Genomic DNA, 16,675 nt, shown 5'->3' on the forward strand with positions numbered 1-16,675 from the left:
AGCACTGCTTTGAGGTTGTTGATGAAGCGACGCTGACGTGGTTTGAAGAGATTTCGAAGAGTATTAAATAGCTAGGTCAAACTTCAACTGTGGCTTGACAGGGTCATAATCCACCAACTCAAAATCTTCTGCTTTAATATCAAAGAAACTAGTCCCATCAGGAACATTTAAAACCAAGCGTGGTTGGCAGTTTGACGGCTCACGACGGAGCAATTCCTGAGCTTGTTCAAATTGATTATCATAGATATGAAGGTTGTTGATAAAATAGAAGAACTTCCCAACCTTCCAGCCAAAATGCTTGGCAATCATCATTTGAAGAGCCACATACTGCATAGCGTTGATGTGGTGGGCTACTAGCATATCATTCGAACGCTGGGTCAAAGTCGCATCCAGATAGATTTCTCCATCTACACGGCGGACATCAAACATAGTCTGAAATGCGCACGGAAGAAGGCCGTCTGTCTCCTCAAAAGCTTGGTAATCCCAGAGAGAAATAATATTGCGGCGGTTCCAAGGGTTGGCTTCCAACTGTTTGAGAAGCTTATTGATGATGTCGTGTTTCTTAACGACCGCCCCGTAACGCTCACCAATAGTTCCCGTATCTCCCACTTCCCAGTCATTCCAGTAGTGAACATTGTACTTGTCATTGAGTACTTCTAGGCTATTAGACTGGTCTTGGTAGATCCAGAGCACTTCTTTGATAGCTGATTTGATAGCAATGGGACGCAAGGTTGTAATGGGGAATTCTCCTTTTGCCAAGTCATACTCTGCAAAGGCACCCGTTACGTACTTAGAGTTAGCCACGGTTCCATCCTTATACTTAGGACGTGCTTGCTCTGAAAAGACACCGTCTTTGAGGATTCGTTCAATATTCTCTTTAAAAATCGTATCTGCTTTTGTCATTTACTCTCACCTCATTTATTTCCTAACTAGTATAGCATAAAAAAAGAAAGGAGGAAAATCACTCGCTTCTGGAAAGCAATTTTCTCCTTTTTTATTTTATTGCAATACAAGTGATGCTGCTCCGATAACCCCAGCGTCATTTCCTAGAGTTGCAAGAGCTAATTTAGTGGATGTGCGGACTTGTGGGAAGCTATTTTCATCGTAGACTTTTTGAACACCTTGTAGAAGGAATTCTCCTGCAGCTGATACACCACCACCAATGACGATTGTTGATGGGTTCAAAATTGAACCGATGTTAGCACAAGCGATTCCCAAGTAACGTGAGAAGTTACGGTAAACGATCAAGGCAAGGTCGTCTCCTTCTTTTGCGAGATCAAAGACAGTCTTAGCAGTTACTTCTTCTCCATTATCAATCAAGCGTTTCAAGGCTGCATCGCCTTCGTATTCATCCGCATAGCGACGAGTCAAATTGACAATCCCTGTTGCTGAAGCAACTGTCTCAAGGCAACCTTTCTTACCGCAAGTACATGCAATTGGCTGGTCAAAGTCAACAGTGATATGGCCAAGCTCACCTGCTGCACCAGCCACACCGTGAAGCAATTTGCCTTCTGCGACAATACCACCACCAACACCTGTACCGAGTGTCATAAAGACAACATCTGGTTGGTTATCACCAGCCCCCATCCAGCGCTCACCAAGAGCTGCCACGTTGGCATCATTATCAATGAAGAATGGAATACCCAAGGCTTTTTCAATTTTTTCTTTAATTGGTTGAAGGGTTTTCCAGTTCAAGTTGTAGGCACCAATAACAGTTCCTTTTTCGCGGTCAACCACACCTGGTGATCCCATCCCAATTCCTTGGAAGTCCGCTGCTGCCAATCCAAGCAAGTCCAAACGGTGTTGAATAGACTCAATCATATCATCTACGATATGACTTCCCTCATCCAAAATGTTAGTTTTGATAGACCATTTTTCTTGGATTTCTCCTGCTGTTGTCAAGATTGCAAATTTGATAGAAGTTCCACCAAGGTCAATCCCAATAATCTTTTGACTCATCATATTCTCCTTTTTCATTGTATAATAATTGAAAATGCTTACAGTACTAGTATATCAAAATTCATTTACTTATGCAAAGGTTTGCATTAACTATCTGTATTTTATTCTGACTTATGGTTTCCAGAGACCTGAAGCATCTACATAGTAACGGCCTCCATCAACTCGCTCATTCTTAGCCATTTTACCATCTGATTTCAAATAGTAATTTCCTTGCCATGCATTGCGAGCGTATGAACCATCTGATGTCAAGTAATACCAGGCTTGATAAGAAGAGTCATAAACCCACTCACCTTGTGCCATTTTACCGTTTGACTTAAGGTACTAAGCTCCTTGCCATGCATTCTTTGCATAAGATCCATCTGATTTCAAATAATACCAAGCTTGATAGGAAGAATCATAAATCCATTCGCTCTGTGCCATTTGACCATCTTCTTTCAGGTAATAGCTTCCCTGCCATGCATTTTTCACTGGATTGCCATTTCCATCAAAGTAATACCAAGTACCATCCTGCTTAACCCAGCCACTTGTTGTTGATGAAGTTGTATCAGTTTGAGTTGTAGCCGCTTGTTTTGCTTTAAAAGCACCCTTAGGAGCATTTTTCAATTCGCAAGCCACACCATCATGATCGCGGTCTAACTTGGCAGAATAACCAGGTTCTCCCTCGTGAATATCTGCGTATCCATTCGCCCAAGCTTCTTTACAACTAGAAAAATGAATGTTTTCTTCTGCTAACACAGGTTGTGAAAACAAGGCTAAGACTGACAACGTCGCCAAACTCATTTTAAAAAATAGACGTTTGTTCATCACTTTCTCCTATACTCCTATAGGAATGTTATCGATTTCAATATTATTTTATCAAACTTATTTCAGCAATTCAAGAGTCTCTGTGGGCTTATCCTTCAATTGATTCCGAACTTCTTTCCAACTCTCTGCGGACTGCCCTAACCCATGCAAAAATATCAGTTTCATCTAATTCTCCTCAAGTCTTAGTTCATACAAAGCTCTCACTGCATTACAGCCATATATAGCCTCAACTTGGGCTAAGTCTGTCAAGGTCAAGACTTTCTCTTCTACTTGTCCTGTTTCTAGTAAATACTGACGGTAAATTCCTGGCAAGATACCAAGTCTGATAGGCGGTGTGTAGAGTTTTCCAGCGATTTTCAGAACCAAATTTCCTATAGAGGTTTCAAGCAGTTCTCCTGACTTATTGTGGTAAATTTTCTCTTGTTTCCCTAGGCTCAAATGCGGTCGGTGGCTTGTTTTAAAATAGGTAAATGCTTGTTGCAAATTGGCTTCCTGAAGGCAAAGTTTGGCCTGACAAAAACTTGGACTAAGAGGTGTTAATACTTGACGATTGACTTCTATATCTCCAGACTTGTCGAGAGAAATACGTAAGCGGTAATCTTGATTAGCAGCACAAGTCTGACACTCTGCTTCAATCTTTTGTCTCAAAATTTCTGGATCAAAAGGATAAGCAAAATATCGACTAGCTTTTCTCAGTCTTTCCAAATGTTGTTCTTCAAACAACAAGTTCTTCTGGCTGATTTTCCCTGTAGTAATCAGTTTGAAACGAGCTTGTTTACGATAGAGAACAGCTGCCTTTTGATGAACCTCGCGGTATTCAGACTCCCATGTGCTATCCCATGTAATACCTCCGCCAACTCCATAGATAGCTTGCCCTTTGTAGAGTTGAATCGTCCGAATGGCGACATTAAAAATCCGTCGTCCATTTGGAAGCAGGAGACCAATCGTTCCACAGTAGACTCCGCGCGGTTGTGGCTCCAAGTCCTTGATGATTTCCATAGTCGCAATTTTTGGAGCTCCCGTTATGGAACCGCAAGGAAAGAGAGAACGAAAAATAGAAACTAAATTAACATCTGCTCGCAACCGACTCTTGATGGTCGAAGTCATCTGCCAGACAGTCGAATACTGCTCCACTTGGCAGAGACGCTCCACGTGCTCACTCCCCACCTCAGAAATACGATTCATATCATTGCGCAAGAGGTCCACAATCATCATATTTTCAGAGCGATTTTTGGGATCCTGCTCCAGCCAACTAGCCTGTTCAAGGTCTTCTTGGTCAGTTACCCCACGCTTAGTCGTTCCCTTCATTGGTCGTGTTGTCAATTCGCGGTCATTTTGCTCAAAAAAGAGTTCTGGACTCATAGAAATCACTGCCATCTCATCATGTTCAACATAGGCATTGTAGCCCGCCTCCTGCTCTACCACCATACGATTGTAGATGGCAAAAGGATTGGCAGACAACTCCTGCTTGAGTTGGACGGTGTAGTTGACCTGATAGGTATCTCCCTGCCGCAAATGATGATGTATCTGTGAAATAGCCTTTTCATAGTCCTCTGCAGACGTTACTTCCTGCCAATTTGAGGGCAAATCAACCTCGTCATAAATCAGAGGAATAGGGGATGTTTCTACGCTATCATGAACAGTAAAGTAAAGCAGGTACTCACCCAGTAGAGGAGCCTTGTGAACTGCTAATTTCTCCTCAAAAGCAGGTGCAGCCTCGTAGCTGACATAGCCCACCACATAGTAGCCCTGCTCTTGGTAGCTTTCCACTTGTGCCAGCAAGGCTGTTACTTCTGTTAAATCTCTCGTTTTTAACTCTTTGATAGGCTGGGTAAAGGTGTATCTCTCCCCCAAAGCCCTAAAATCAATCACTGTTTTTCTATGCATACCTTAAGTATAGCATAAAAAGGCAGATCAAGAAAAACTTAATCTACCTTTTTACGACTTTATTCATCCCTATGCTTGTGGTGCAGTAAATAGATCACCAGAGAAACCGTTTGTGTTTTTAAGAAGTGCTTTAAAGACTTTTGATTTAAGTTCTACAGTTTTAGCTGTTCCTCCACCTGCTAGATCAGCCTCAACCGCCTTATCAAATAAGGCTTTTAGCTCAGCATAATTAGTAATTTGTTTACCATCAATTTCAATTGCAGTAAATCCTTTGTCAGCTTTTGCTTTCACTTCTTGATAATAAGCTTTTTTCCATTCTTCAAGAGTACTAAATCTATTATTAGATACTTTCTTGATAATGAAGTCATCACCTAACATCTTATTATTTTCTTTATTAGCTGCATCTTGATACTTACTAGAAGCATATCCAACAAATCCATTTTCGTATCCGAAGTAACCCCACATACGGAATGTATTGTGTTTAAAGGATGCTGCACCCGGTGCACCTGTACTTGTATTTCCACCATAAATACCAGTCATCATATTTATATTGACATAAGCAGAGTCAAAGTCTTCAGGATTGTAAATTCTATCGCTAGGAGCACCATGTTTTGTTATCAAATTATTAGTAACTAAATCATCAATAGTATTAAGAACTAAGTTATTCTTCTCATCTTCATTCAATTCACGAACTCTATCGAACTGATTACCAGAATTTCCATTACGATATTGTCTATCCATTTTCTTGAACCAACGGCTAATATTGTCTTGTACTTTAGGGATAACCGCATCAGCCTCAAGATGGTCTAACATCATAAGAGCATCATTGTAGTTCTTCATGTAGCGATCAATTTGTTCACGAGTTTGTAATTTTTCAGGGTCAGGATTATACCATTGATTTCCATTGTTTGGACGAACGTAAGCCATATTCAATCCTAACGCTCCATATTCTCCTTGGTGCCCAATTTCAGAAGGCGATTGTAACATTCCTTGCGCAAACGCTTCAACATTAGTTCCCGGACGATGTCTCCATCCACCTAAGTAAGCCATACGGTCGTTAACGTGTGTCGTTTCATGCGTAAAAGCTGAAATCCCAAACGGACTAATCATATTGGTAAGCATAAAGAATACTGATGCTTCAGGTCTATTCGGATCATCATAGATAGAGGCCATTGCCCCCATACGTGTATCAGTATTATGATATGTTCCTGTCGGTCCGAACACTTCCCGAATCGGTGCAATTGCTGTTCCTTGATTTGAATACCCTAGACGATTTGCAGATACACCTGGATATAATTGATTATCCCAGACCGGAGTTGGTACTATATTTTTACTCTTCAACAGACGTTCTCGAACATTTGGTAACGCTAATCGAGACCAGAAATCTAAGTACGCTTGTTGAGCTGTAGCCACCTTATCAATTTCCGGTTTAAATGCATTTCTTTCTTCTTCCGTCATCTTGCCATATTTCTCAAATGAACTAAAGGCTAATGTATTATAAGTTGAAATTAAGAACATATGCGCATTCTTTACGTTTAGAAGCGGTAAAATCATCTTAGCATGGGTACCATTATTCAATCCATCGTAAGCACGATGTTTCTTATCTTTAAAATCTTCCGTTGTTGTCTCTGGTTCCGAAACATATACATGATCTCTCGTTGCATCAATAAACCAATCATTCATATTATCAATATTTGTAAATAATTTACGATTATAATCTAAGAATTGATGTAAATTACCAGACAATGTATCCTTCGCTAAGACTTCACGGAATGCATCTTGCGTACGGTTACCTTTGAGGTTATTCTCTTTTGAACCAATCTCAATCAATCGATCCAATACACTTACGTTTTTACCATAGAAATCTGGTTTGAATAACATTAATTCTTTAATATTTACCTCTCCAAATTTTACTCCGTAATAACGATTTAGATACGTTAATCCAAGAATTAAAGCCGCTTTATTCTTTTCAACTTTATCTAAAATCATTTGTTGTGCTACTAGTGAATCATTTAATTGATGATTTTCGTTTTGAACTAAGTTAGTCACTAGTTCTGTTAAGTTATTCTTCACATAATCAAAGCTTTCTTCTAAGTAAAGATTTTTCACCGCATCAAATCTTCCTGCTCCCGGTCGGTTAAAGTGTTTATAAATAACATCTGATTGTAATTCAATCGGACTTAATTTTGAAACAATTCCATTCACTAAACCATCATAATTTTTTTGAACAATATTTAATGTATATTTAACTCCTAAATCTGTTACAGTGTATTCTTTAACATTACTTAATCCTTCTGTACTGCCAGATAGATTTAAGTATTCTTTTGTTCCATCCGCATAGTGAATCATAATTTTATTCACTTCTTCTAAATTTGTAACGAATTTTGTATCATGCATTGGTGTTACAGAAAGAACTTCTTTCGTATTTAAGTTATGTGATTTATCCAATTTATTAGCTTGATGTACAATATATTCTTTATTATAGAATGGTTGTAATTTTTCAAAATTCTTATATGCTAATTTATATTCATCGTTATAATCTTGGATTTGATCATAAGCAGAATTTTGAGACACTGTTGCGTTTAATGTAGCCACTAGTGATTTTTCGCTTTCAAAAGTATTAGCTGTAATATTATAGCTAGCTACTTTTTCATCAGCTTCCTCTTTTGTCAATTCAATTTGTTTATTAGGATATTTAGTGTATGACTTTTTACCTTCACTATATCCAGCTACACTGTATAATTTATCAATTTGTGGATGTGCATAATCATCATCAATATCATTTGAACCAAATAACATTTCTGCATTTTTCACTTTTACATAACTAACATTATCTTTTACTGTACCAAAAGGCCATGTCTTACTTGCAAACGCTCCAGTTTGTACTGGCGTAACTACATTAATCATTCCTTTGGCAACAGATTTGGTCAAGTTTCCTTTAGTTCCAGTTAAATAATCGCCTACCATTCCGTATTCAACATATGGAATTAATGAGCTTGCTCGTACGTTATTACCTGTTAATATTGCATCTACATAAGTTCTCGTTACAATGCCTCGATAATTTTTATCAGCAATACCACCTAACATAGAACCATTTGCATGTAATTTTCCGATGAATGCAACATTTTCAATGCGAGTTCCATCGTTCATATTATTAACAACACCCGCTACATTATTACGTCCAATAACAGAACCTGTAATTTTAACATCTTCAATGACAGAAGTGCCATTCATTGTATTTGCTATTGTAGCAACACCATCATCATTTTTACGATCGATATCGACATCTTCAAAATTAATATTTTTTATAGTAGCATTCTTAATAACATTGAATAAAGGTCGTTCTAACTCTGTAATAGCATAACGTTTTCCGTCTTCACTTAATAATTTTCCTGTAAATTCACTCGTGATATACGATTTTCCATTCGCAGATGCATTTCTAGCACTCATACTTTGACCTAATCGGTATTCTCCTGCTGGATTTTTTTGCATTGCTGAAACTAAATCTTCAAAATCATAATAAACATTTCCGTTAGCTGCAACTGATTTTTCAATGTAATGAGTATATTCAGATTCAAATGTTTGATCTTTTTGACGCCCAACTAAATTATCTGCTGTTGCAGTTACTTTATACATTTGTTTTCCATCAACGGTTACTTCTTCAATATTTTTCACTGCTAATAATGTTGATTTTTGATCATGTGAAGTGACTTTTAAGTAGTATTTACTCTTATCCTCTGGGATTGATTTTAATCTAGATTCATTCGTTTCTGTTTCTTGATCATATTTAATTAAATCAGTTCTTCGAATATCTTTGATTTCAACTTTTTTAAGATCTAATTGAATTTTTTTATCTTCTAATGTTTGAGTTTCTTCGCCTTCTCCACGATCATAAACCATTTTTGTAGATAGAGTGTAGCCTTTATAATATTTCAAGTCTTTTAATGTTGCTTGTAAATCATTTTCCGGCACGTCAACTTCTTTAACTACTTCACCAGCTTCATTTTTTAAAGCAACTTTAATCGATTTAATCGTAACTCCAACTGGTTTATTTAAAGTGTATTTAGCGGTAGCGCTCTTCTTCAATTCATCTTTATCTGTTGTATTCCATTGTAATGTTGGTTTTTCTAAACCTTTTGTTCCTTGTTTGATAATTGTATCTTGAGGTTGTAAGATAACTTTTTCTTCTACTGTTGGAGCTTCGTTTGTTTTTTCTCCGCGAATCGTTTTATATGTCTTGGTAATTTGTTTCTTGCCATCTACACCTTCTTGAGCAACTTTAGTTGTTCCACGTTTTAAAGTGTCATCATCTTCTGTTTTTGTAGCAAAAGGAATGGCTTCTTCTCTTGTTTCAATTGTTGTTCCTTCAACTGGTTTTGTTCCTTTTTTAACGACTTTAGAAACGGCAGGCGTTTTTACTTCTGTAGTTGTAGAAAGAACTTTATCTGTCTCTACACCTTCCACTGTTTCGTAAGTTGTTTTCGTAACTTGAACTCCTTTAGACCCTTGACGTTCAACAACTTCTTCATCTACATATTTTGTGTCATCCGGAACTACTTCTGTTGTGAAATCTAATTCACTTTCGGTAGACTTCTCAACTGTACCTGTTGTTACTTTATATTCTGGATTTACTTCTTGTACTGGTGCTTGACCTTCTTTGCCTTCTTCTTGCGTCCCCTTAGCTGTTTTGGTCTCCTCTTTTGGTTCTACAGTTTCTTCATCCTTGGTCTCTGGAGAGACTTCTACTGGTTTCGGTGTCTCTTCCGCAGTCTTCTCTTCTTCAGGAGCTTCTGGTTGCTTTTCTGGAGAGACTGGTGCCTTTTCGCCTTCACTTGGCGCGACTGGTTCACCTGCTTGTTCAACTTTTGGTTCCTCAGCTGGTCTCGTTTGTTTTTCTACAGCAGGCGTTTCAACTTTTGGTTGTTCAATAGGTTGATTAGCAGCCTCATCTTTTGTTTCTACTACTTCTGGCTGTGCATCTTCTTGTTTCGGTGTCTCTTCCGATACCTTATCCTCTTTAGGATCTTCTTCTTGTGATGAATCTTTCGGTATCCTTGGTTGCTCAGCTTGTGTAGGTTGCACGGGTTGTTCTACTGGTGGTTCAACTTTTGGCTCCTCAGCTGGTTTATCTGATGGTTGACTTTCTGGCTTGACTGGTGCTTGTTCATCTATTTTTGAATCAACTGCTCCACTTACTTCTTCAACTGGAGCTGGTTCTACTGAATCTTCTTTCCCCTCTTCTACTTTAGGAAGGGTGTCGTCAGTAGGTTTTACCTCCGATTTTGGTTCTTCCTTTGGACTTTCTTCTGTTTTAGGTGCTTCTTCTTTTGGAGCTTCCTCTGTCTCTACTGCTTGGTTTTCTGGCTTAGCTTGCTCCTGATTTATTGTTACTTGGGGATTCTCAACTTCGACTACAGTCACCTCTCCAGGTTTAGCTGAGGCTTCTTCTAAAACAGTGTCCAAGCCAAGCGTTTTGAGGATGTCACCTGATAGATAACCAACATAGCGATAGCCCTCCATTTCAACAACACCCTCTCGACTAGCCGGTGCTAGGGTCGCAACTGGGTCTACAGCTCCTGCACTAGGAAGGACTACCAATCCCATAGTTCCAACTAGAAAGACGCTGGCAATTTTCTTTCTCTTGTAGATTAAAAGTAAGCTCCCAACAGTCAGCAAACCAAAAGCTGTCAAAACAGATGCTTCTGTCCCTGTTTGTGGCAGCTGGTCTTTTTGATACACCAAACCATATACAACTTCATTCCCATCAGGCTTTCCTGTCTGGATTAAATCCTTAGCTTCTTGTGAAATAACCTCTTTATCTACATAGTGATAGGTGGCTGCGTCCACTACAGAAGGAGCCATCAAAAGGCTTCCGAGAAATACAGAACCTACAACTCCCTTAATCTTACGAATTGAAAAACGGTCTTTTTTAAACACTTTCATCTCCTTTATTCATTCTCACGACTTTCTAATAGAATCTTGTGGATAATGCGCACGCGCACCTCCAATTAACTTTGGACGACTAGCCAACGCCGTTACGTGGGCATGACCAATCTCTCTCAAAAGAGGGCGAATCGGAACCTGAACATGCTTAACATGCATGCCAATTGCAGTGTCTCCGATATCCAATCCAGCATGTGCCTTGATAAATTCAACCTCAACTGGATCTTGCATAAACTTGAAGGCTGCCAACTGACCTGAACCTCCTGCATGAAGGGTAGGAAGGACACTAACGATTTCCAGACCAAACTGCTCTGCCACCTGACGTTCAACAACGAGAGCTCGATTGACATGTTCACAACCTTGAACGGCTAAATGGATACCTCTACTACCTAGAATACCCAAGATAGTCTCCACTATCAGCTCACCAATCTCTTGACTGGATTCTTTCCCAATCTGACCACCTAGCACCTCACTAGAAGATAGACCTAAAACAAAAAGGGCCCCCTGTTTCAAATTGGCCTTCTCTAAAACATCTTCTACTATCTGACGTGTTTCTCTTTGAATCTGTGTCTCGTTCATCTCTGTCACCTCTTTTGTCACTCTTCTATCATACCGTTTTTTCTTGTTTTTAGCAAGATAGACAACCTAGAAAGCTTGCCCAATTACGCATAAAACTCCCAGAATTGACTGGGAGTTAGCTAGTTTCTATTCCATTTATGTATATTTCCACTTTCGTCCCTTTTTGGGGCCTAGAATCAATCTTCATCTGGTAATTGTCTCCAAAATGAAGTTTGAGTCGCTGATCAACATTTTGCAGACCAACTCCCCCACGTTTGAGGTTACTTTGACTACTATCGCCAGCAGCTTGGAAGCCAACGCCATCATCCTCAATACGGATGACCAGTCCTGAATCCTGTTTCTGGACAGAAAGTTTAATATGTCCCTGACCTTCCTTTTCCTTAATGCCATGGTAAAGAGCATTTTCTACAAGGGGTTGTAGGACCAGCTTAGGCAAGACTAGATTATCAAAGGCAGGATTCTCCTCAATTTCATAGTCTAATTTATCTCCATAGCGTTGTTTCTGGATAAAGAGATACTGGCGGACATGATTGATTTCGTCAGACAGGCAAATCAGGTCCTTGCCTTGATTGAGTGCCAAGCGGAAATAGGTTGCCAAAGACTTTGTCACCTGCACCACTCGCTGACTATCCTGAAATTCAGCCATCCAGATGATGGTGTCCAAAGTATTGTAGAGGAAATGCGGATTAATCTGGCTCGATAGAGCTTGAAGTTGGTACTGACGGGTCGTTTCTTCCTGCCTGCGAATAGCTGCCATCAACTGATCAATCTGATCCAACATGACATTGAACTGGCGAATCACTTCTCTCAGTTCATGGGCACCAGTTTCCTTGGCACGCAGATTCTGATTACCAGAAGCAATCTCCAGCATGGTTTCTCTCAAGTCATTCAGAGGAGCAATCCAGCGTTTGAGACTAAGCCACACCAAGCAGAGACAGGCAAGAAGAGATGTGAAACTGGCTCCAAGCAAGGTCCACATGAGTTGACTCCTAACCTTGTCTAACTTCTCCAACGAAGACACACCAAGCACCGTCCAATCAGTTCCAGCAATCCTTTCCTGACTGACGTAGGATTTGTGATCTGGAGTATAGCCCTGCCCTGTCTCAATATAGGGTTTCATGGCCTCCATTTCGCTAGATGAGCTATAGACTGTATGTTTAGGATGATAAACAAATTCATGATTTTCATTGATGATAAAAGCAAATCCCTGCTGACCCAACTGTAGCTGGTTGAGATATGCTTCCAGAGTTTCATAAGAAATATCCAAACGAAGTACACCCAGATTGGCTCCCTTTGCATCAACAAGTTCTTGAGTGACAGAAATGACCCACTGACTATCTGATTTACGAGCTGGAGTCAAAACGGGCATGGCTCCCTGATGAATGGCCTTTTGGTACCAATCCTCAGCCATCATATCTGAGGAAGTTTTCATTTGCACACTGTCATCTGTAGAAATGACCTGACCGGATTTGGTCACCAGCACAACAGTTTTCAAGTCCTGATCTGCCTTTAAGATGGTCAAAAACAGATCTCGAATTCCCTTGATCTTGTCTTGACTGGGATTCTCAGCATAGGCCAGAACATCCGTCTGCTGGGTCAAACTAGTCGAGGTGGTTTCTAATTTTTTGATATAAGACTGAATAAAGTGGCTAGTCTGGCTGATGGTCGTTTGGCTGTTGCCCTCAATGGTGGCCTCAATGGCTGAAGAACTCGATTGATAGTAAAAAGTCCCAACCAGAGCTAGGAGAATGAGAAAGACCAGAAAGATGGAAATAACCATTCTGACTAGGAGAGAAGAACGCTTCATCGACCTCCCCCTTTCTTAAACTGACGAGGCGTCACACCTGCAATCTGTTTAAAACGTTGGGTAAAATAGTTCATATCTTCAAAGCCAACCTTCTCTGCGATCTCATAAATCTTCAGATCTGTAGTTAAAAGCAAGAGCTTGGCTTGTTTGACACGCTCTCTTACCAGATAATCCTGAAAAGGCAAGCCCAACTCTTTCTTAATCAAGGAGCTCAGATAAGTTGGACTAAAGCCCAAGTCACTGGCCAAAGACTTTAAACTAAATTGGCTATCAGCCAGATGGGAGTGGATTTTCTGAGCCAGGTTTCCCTCAAACTTATCGGTCAATAAATCTTGTAACTGCTCTTCCTTTTCTTCCTTGTCTAGTTTTTGCTTGATTTTCCCCAACATCTCCTCAATGTCCTGACGGGAAAAGGGTTTGAGCAGGTAGTCATCCACACCGAGTTTGACAGCAGACAAGGCATAATCAAAATCATCGTAGCCTGTCAAAAAAACTAGATGCACCTGAGGATAGGTTTCTCGTACCAGACTGGCCAACTGGATTCCATTTAGCTGAGGCATGTTGATATCGGTTAAAATGATATCTGGCAGCTGCTTTTGTATCAATTCCCAAGCCTGCCTTCCATTTTCAGCCTGACCGATGATTTCCATATCGTAGGCTGCTACATTGACCAGTTTAGTCAAGCCTTGTCTTACCAGATATTCATCTTCTACGATTAAGATTGTGTAGGTCATGCTCCGCTCCTTTGTCACTTACTAGTATCAGTATAGCAAAATTCTCCTCTAACTGCTTAGGAAAGCCCTCTTATACTCAATGAAAATCAAAAAGCAAACTAAGAAGCTAGCCACAGGTTGCTCAAAGTACAGCTTTGAGGTTGTGGATAGAATTGACGAAGTCAGCTCAAAGTACGGCTTTGAGGTTGTGGATAGAGAGACTGGGCAAAAAGTCTATTAAAGTAGAAAACGCATAGTATCAGGTGTTAAAAATACTTGATATTATGTGTTTTATTGTTAGAAAATTTGCTTCACTTTCTCCTCAAATTGAGTTTTGCCCAGTCTCAACCCTACCCACTATAAGCCGACGCTGACGTGGTTTAAAGCGATTTTCGAAGAGTATTAATCGACATAATCTAATAAATAAGCGTAGCCTTTTTCTTCCATTTGGTCTTTGGGAATAAAGCGGATAGAGAGGCTATTGATACAGTAGCGCAAGCCACCTTTGTCCTGTGGACCGTCCGTAAAGACATGCCCAAGGTGAGAATCTCCAACTCGGCTTCTCACTTCCATGCGCGTCATATTGTAGGACTTATCTTCCTTATAAGTGGCAACATCTGGACTGATGGGTTGCGTAAAACTAGGCCAACCACAACCAGACTCAAACTTATCTTTTGATGAAAAGAGAGGTTCGCCAGTTGCCACATCCACATAGATACCGGATTCAAATTTATCCCAATAGCGGTTTGAAAAAGCTCGCTCTGTTTGATTTTTCTGGGTAACTGCATACTCCTCAGGTGACAGGGTCTTTTTCAATTCTTCATCACTTGGTTTGGGATATTTGCTGGCATCAATGACGGGATAGGCTGCCTGATTGACATTGATATGGCAGTAGCCATTTGGATTTTTCTTGAGATAGTCTTGGTGGTAATCCTCTGCCACTACAAAATTCTTCAAAGGCTCCTTTTCAACTGCTAGAGGTTGTTCGTATTTCTTAGCCACCTCATCAAAGACTTGGTTAATCACCTCTAAATCCTTGTCATCTGTGTAATAAACACCAGTACGGTACTGGGTTCCCACATCATTTCCTTGTTTATTTTTGCTGGTTGGATTGATAATACGGAAATAATGAAGCAGGATTTCCTTGAGGGAAATTTGATTGGCGTCATAAGTGACATGGACAGTTTCCGCATGACCTGTTTGGTTGATCAATTCGTACTTGGTTGTTTCCCCTCTACCATTTGCATAACCTGAAACGGCATCTGTCACTCCAGGAACACGTGAGAAATATTCCTCCACTCCCCAGAAACAACCTCCAGCTAGATAAATTTCGTGCAAGTCTGCGTCTTTACTAATTTCTGTTTTTTTCACTGTTTTTCCTCCTTGGCTAACTGCCGCTTTCTCAATTTGCGAGGCATCTGTCTGCCCTGCATTTCGCATCAATAGAAAATAGAAACCGGTTATGGCTAGGAAAAATACTCCTATCAACAAGATGATTTTTAGCTTATCATTCATAGGACACCTCCTAGGCTAATTCTTTCAAAGTTTGCAAAATCGCATCTTTTTCCATAAAACCTGGTTGCGTTTTGACCAATTTTCCTTCACCATCTATAAAGGCTTGAGTTGGGTAGGAACGAACACCATAAGTTTCCAAAAGTTTGCCTGATGGGTCAACTAGGACTGGGAAATTTTTATAATCCAATCCCTTATACCAATTCTTAAAGTCTTCTTCAGATTGCTCTCCCTTATGTCCTGGTGACACTACTGTTAATACCACATAATCGTCACCAGCATCTTTAGCGATTTCATCCGTGTCTGGAAGACTAGCCAGACAGATGGAACACCAAGAAGCCCAGAATTTGAGATAGACTTTCTTGCCCTTGTAATCAGATAAGCGGTAGGTCTTGCCATCTACTCCAGTTAGCTCAAAATCAGCCACATCTTTCCCTTTAGACACGCTTGTTTTACTAGCTGTCTGCTCCATCTTCATCTCATCTTTCATTTGGTGTTCACTGGTCATGGACTTGCCTGAACAAGCCGTCAAACAAAGGAGCGAACCTGCTCCAAGAACACATGTTTGCCATTTTTTCATACTGATATTCCTTTCCATTTTATTCAAATAATTGACTTAAAATTGAAGCATTTCCAAACAGAACCAAGAGTCCCATCACAATAATGAGAAAACCTCCCACTTTTTTGAGGGTTCCGAGATAAGGATGGAGTTTTCGGAAATGTTTCAAAACATAACTAGAGGCCAGAGCTAGAAGCAAGAATGGTAGCGCTAGACCCAGCGTATAGATTAACATGAGACCCGCTCCCTGCCAAGCACCTGAACCACCTGAAGCCGCCAAGGCTAAAACAGACCCCAGAACCGGCCCCACACAAGGTGTCCAAGCAAAACTAAAGGTCAAACCCAATAAAAATGCCTGACTATAGCCCTTACCATGTTGCCCCTGTCCTTGCAGTTGTAACCTCTTTTCCTTATAAAGCCTCTTAAAGTGTAGAATCTCCATCTGGTGCAAGCCTAAGAGAATGATAACCGCACCCGTCACATATTGGAACCAAGAAGCATAAAGCAAGTCGCCTAAAAAACCAGCTCCATAGCCCAACAAAATAAAGATAAAGGAAATTCCTGCTATAAAGGCCAGAGTTCGTAATAAACTAGTAACTGAGATAGAAAATTTGTTGCTAGAAGCCTGATCACCATCCTTATCATCTAGTAGTACCCCTGCATAGACTGGTAACAAGGGTAAGATACAAGGAGAAAAGAAAGATAGAATTCCAGCAAGAAAAACACTTAGAAAAAAGAAAATATGACCCATAAAGTTCCTCCTATCATTTTATTGATAGATTTATTATACTCCTTCCATTTTCGAAAAAACAGGGACAATGATAGGGAAAAATAGGAATTTAATCAGATGATTTAAAAATCTTGGACAAAAATTATACAAAAACTGTCAAAGCACAAAAGCGCATAGTATCA

General features: G+C 40.0%; 10 protein-coding genes and 2 pseudogenes. All 12 read right to left on the reverse strand.

From position 1 onward, the window contains the following. Nucleotides 1-63 precede the first annotated feature (63 nt). Nucleotides 64-903: a thymidylate synthase gene (locus tag HT730_RS09485; protein ID WP_173307440.1), complete on the reverse strand. Its 840-nt coding sequence runs from the start codon at nucleotides 901-903 to the stop codon at nucleotides 64-66. A 96-nt stretch (nucleotides 904-999) separates the two neighbouring features. Next, nucleotides 1,000-1,959, reverse strand: coding sequence for an ROK family glucokinase (locus HT730_RS09490; protein ID WP_033684051.1), 960 nt, complete (start codon nucleotides 1,957-1,959; stop codon nucleotides 1,000-1,002). A gap of 111 nt (nucleotides 1,960-2,070) precedes the next feature. Next, a pseudogene (locus HT730_RS09495) lies at nucleotides 2,071-2,763 on the reverse strand (excalibur calcium-binding domain-containing protein). 66 nt (nucleotides 2,764-2,829) lie between these two features. Next, nucleotides 2,830-2,928, reverse strand: a pseudogene (locus HT730_RS09500) (alpha/beta hydrolase); the annotation flags it as partial. Then, nucleotides 2,929-4,650, reverse strand: coding sequence for an aminodeoxychorismate synthase component I (gene pabB / locus HT730_RS09505; RefSeq protein WP_173307441.1), 1,722 nt, complete (start codon nucleotides 4,648-4,650; stop codon nucleotides 2,929-2,931). It abuts the pseudogene before it with no gap. A 69-nt stretch (nucleotides 4,651-4,719) separates the two neighbouring features. Further along, nucleotides 4,720-10,587 carry a ZmpA/ZmpB/ZmpC family metallo-endopeptidase gene (locus HT730_RS09510; protein WP_345890431.1) on the reverse strand — a complete coding sequence of 1,956 codons (5,868 nt, stop codon included), beginning with the start codon at nucleotides 10,585-10,587 and terminating at the stop codon, nucleotides 4,720-4,722. A gap of 21 nt (nucleotides 10,588-10,608) precedes the next feature. Then, entirely contained in the window at nucleotides 10,609-11,172 is a 564-nt protein-coding gene (locus tag HT730_RS09515) for a TIGR01440 family protein (RefSeq protein ID WP_173307442.1), read from the reverse strand. Between the two features lie 115 nt (nucleotides 11,173-11,287). After that, nucleotides 11,288-12,979, reverse strand: coding sequence for a sensor histidine kinase (locus HT730_RS09520; protein WP_173307443.1), 1,692 nt, complete (start codon nucleotides 12,977-12,979; stop codon nucleotides 11,288-11,290). Continuing rightward, the gene (locus tag HT730_RS09525; RefSeq protein ID WP_173307444.1) at nucleotides 12,976-13,713 is read right to left on the reverse strand and encodes a response regulator transcription factor; all 738 of its coding nucleotides are present in this window, start codon (nucleotides 13,711-13,713) and stop codon (nucleotides 12,976-12,978) included. The genes HT730_RS09520 and HT730_RS09525 overlap by 4 nt, the downstream gene beginning before the upstream one ends. 381 nt (nucleotides 13,714-14,094) lie before the next feature. Next, on the reverse strand, nucleotides 14,095-15,207 hold the full coding sequence (gene msrB, locus HT730_RS09530; RefSeq protein ID WP_173307445.1) for a peptide-methionine (R)-S-oxide reductase MsrB: 1,113 nt from the start codon (nucleotides 15,205-15,207) through the stop codon (nucleotides 14,095-14,097). A gap of 10 nt (nucleotides 15,208-15,217) precedes the next feature. Beyond that, nucleotides 15,218-15,784 (reverse strand): TlpA disulfide reductase family protein, encoded by a 567-nt coding sequence (locus HT730_RS09535; RefSeq protein ID WP_173307446.1) that lies wholly within the window; start codon nucleotides 15,782-15,784, stop codon nucleotides 15,218-15,220. Nucleotides 15,785-15,803: 19 nt separating this feature from the next. Then, nucleotides 15,804-16,514: a thiol-disulfide oxidoreductase-associated membrane protein CcdA2 gene (gene ccdA2, locus HT730_RS09540; RefSeq protein ID WP_173307447.1), complete on the reverse strand. Its 711-nt coding sequence runs from the start codon at nucleotides 16,512-16,514 to the stop codon at nucleotides 15,804-15,806. Nucleotides 16,515-16,675 lie beyond the last annotated feature (161 nt).

Origin of the sequence: Streptococcus sp. k-628, assembly GCF_013277475.1 — a bacterium.
GTDB lineage: Bacteria > Bacillota > Bacilli > Lactobacillales > Streptococcaceae > Streptococcus.

Excerpts from the sequence above, each read along its gene's own strand:
- HT730_RS09485 (WP_173307440.1), bottom strand. The coding sequence starts at position 903 with ATGACAAAAGCAGATACGATTTTTAAAGAGAATATTGAACGAATCCTC.
- HT730_RS09490 (WP_033684051.1), bottom strand. The coding sequence starts at position 1,959 with ATGAGTCAAAAGATTATTGGGATTGACCTTGGTGGAACTTCTATCAAA.
- pabB (WP_173307441.1), bottom strand. The coding sequence starts at position 4,650 with ATGCATAGAAAAACAGTGATTGATTTTAGGGCTTTGGGGGAGAGATAC.
- HT730_RS09515 (WP_173307442.1), bottom strand. The coding sequence starts at position 11,172 with ATGAACGAGACACAGATTCAAAGAGAAACACGTCAGATAGTAGAAGAT.
- HT730_RS09520 (WP_173307443.1), bottom strand. The coding sequence starts at position 12,979 with ATGAAGCGTTCTTCTCTCCTAGTCAGAATGGTTATTTCCATCTTTCTG.
- HT730_RS09525 (WP_173307444.1), bottom strand. The coding sequence starts at position 13,713 with ATGACCTACACAATCTTAATCGTAGAAGATGAATATCTGGTAAGACAA.
- msrB (WP_173307445.1), bottom strand. The coding sequence starts at position 15,207 with ATGAATGATAAGCTAAAAATCATCTTGTTGATAGGAGTATTTTTCCTA.
- HT730_RS09535 (WP_173307446.1), bottom strand. The coding sequence starts at position 15,784 with ATGAAAAAATGGCAAACATGTGTTCTTGGAGCAGGTTCGCTCCTTTGT.
- ccdA2 (WP_173307447.1), bottom strand. The coding sequence starts at position 16,514 with ATGGGTCATATTTTCTTTTTTCTAAGTGTTTTTCTTGCTGGAATTCTA.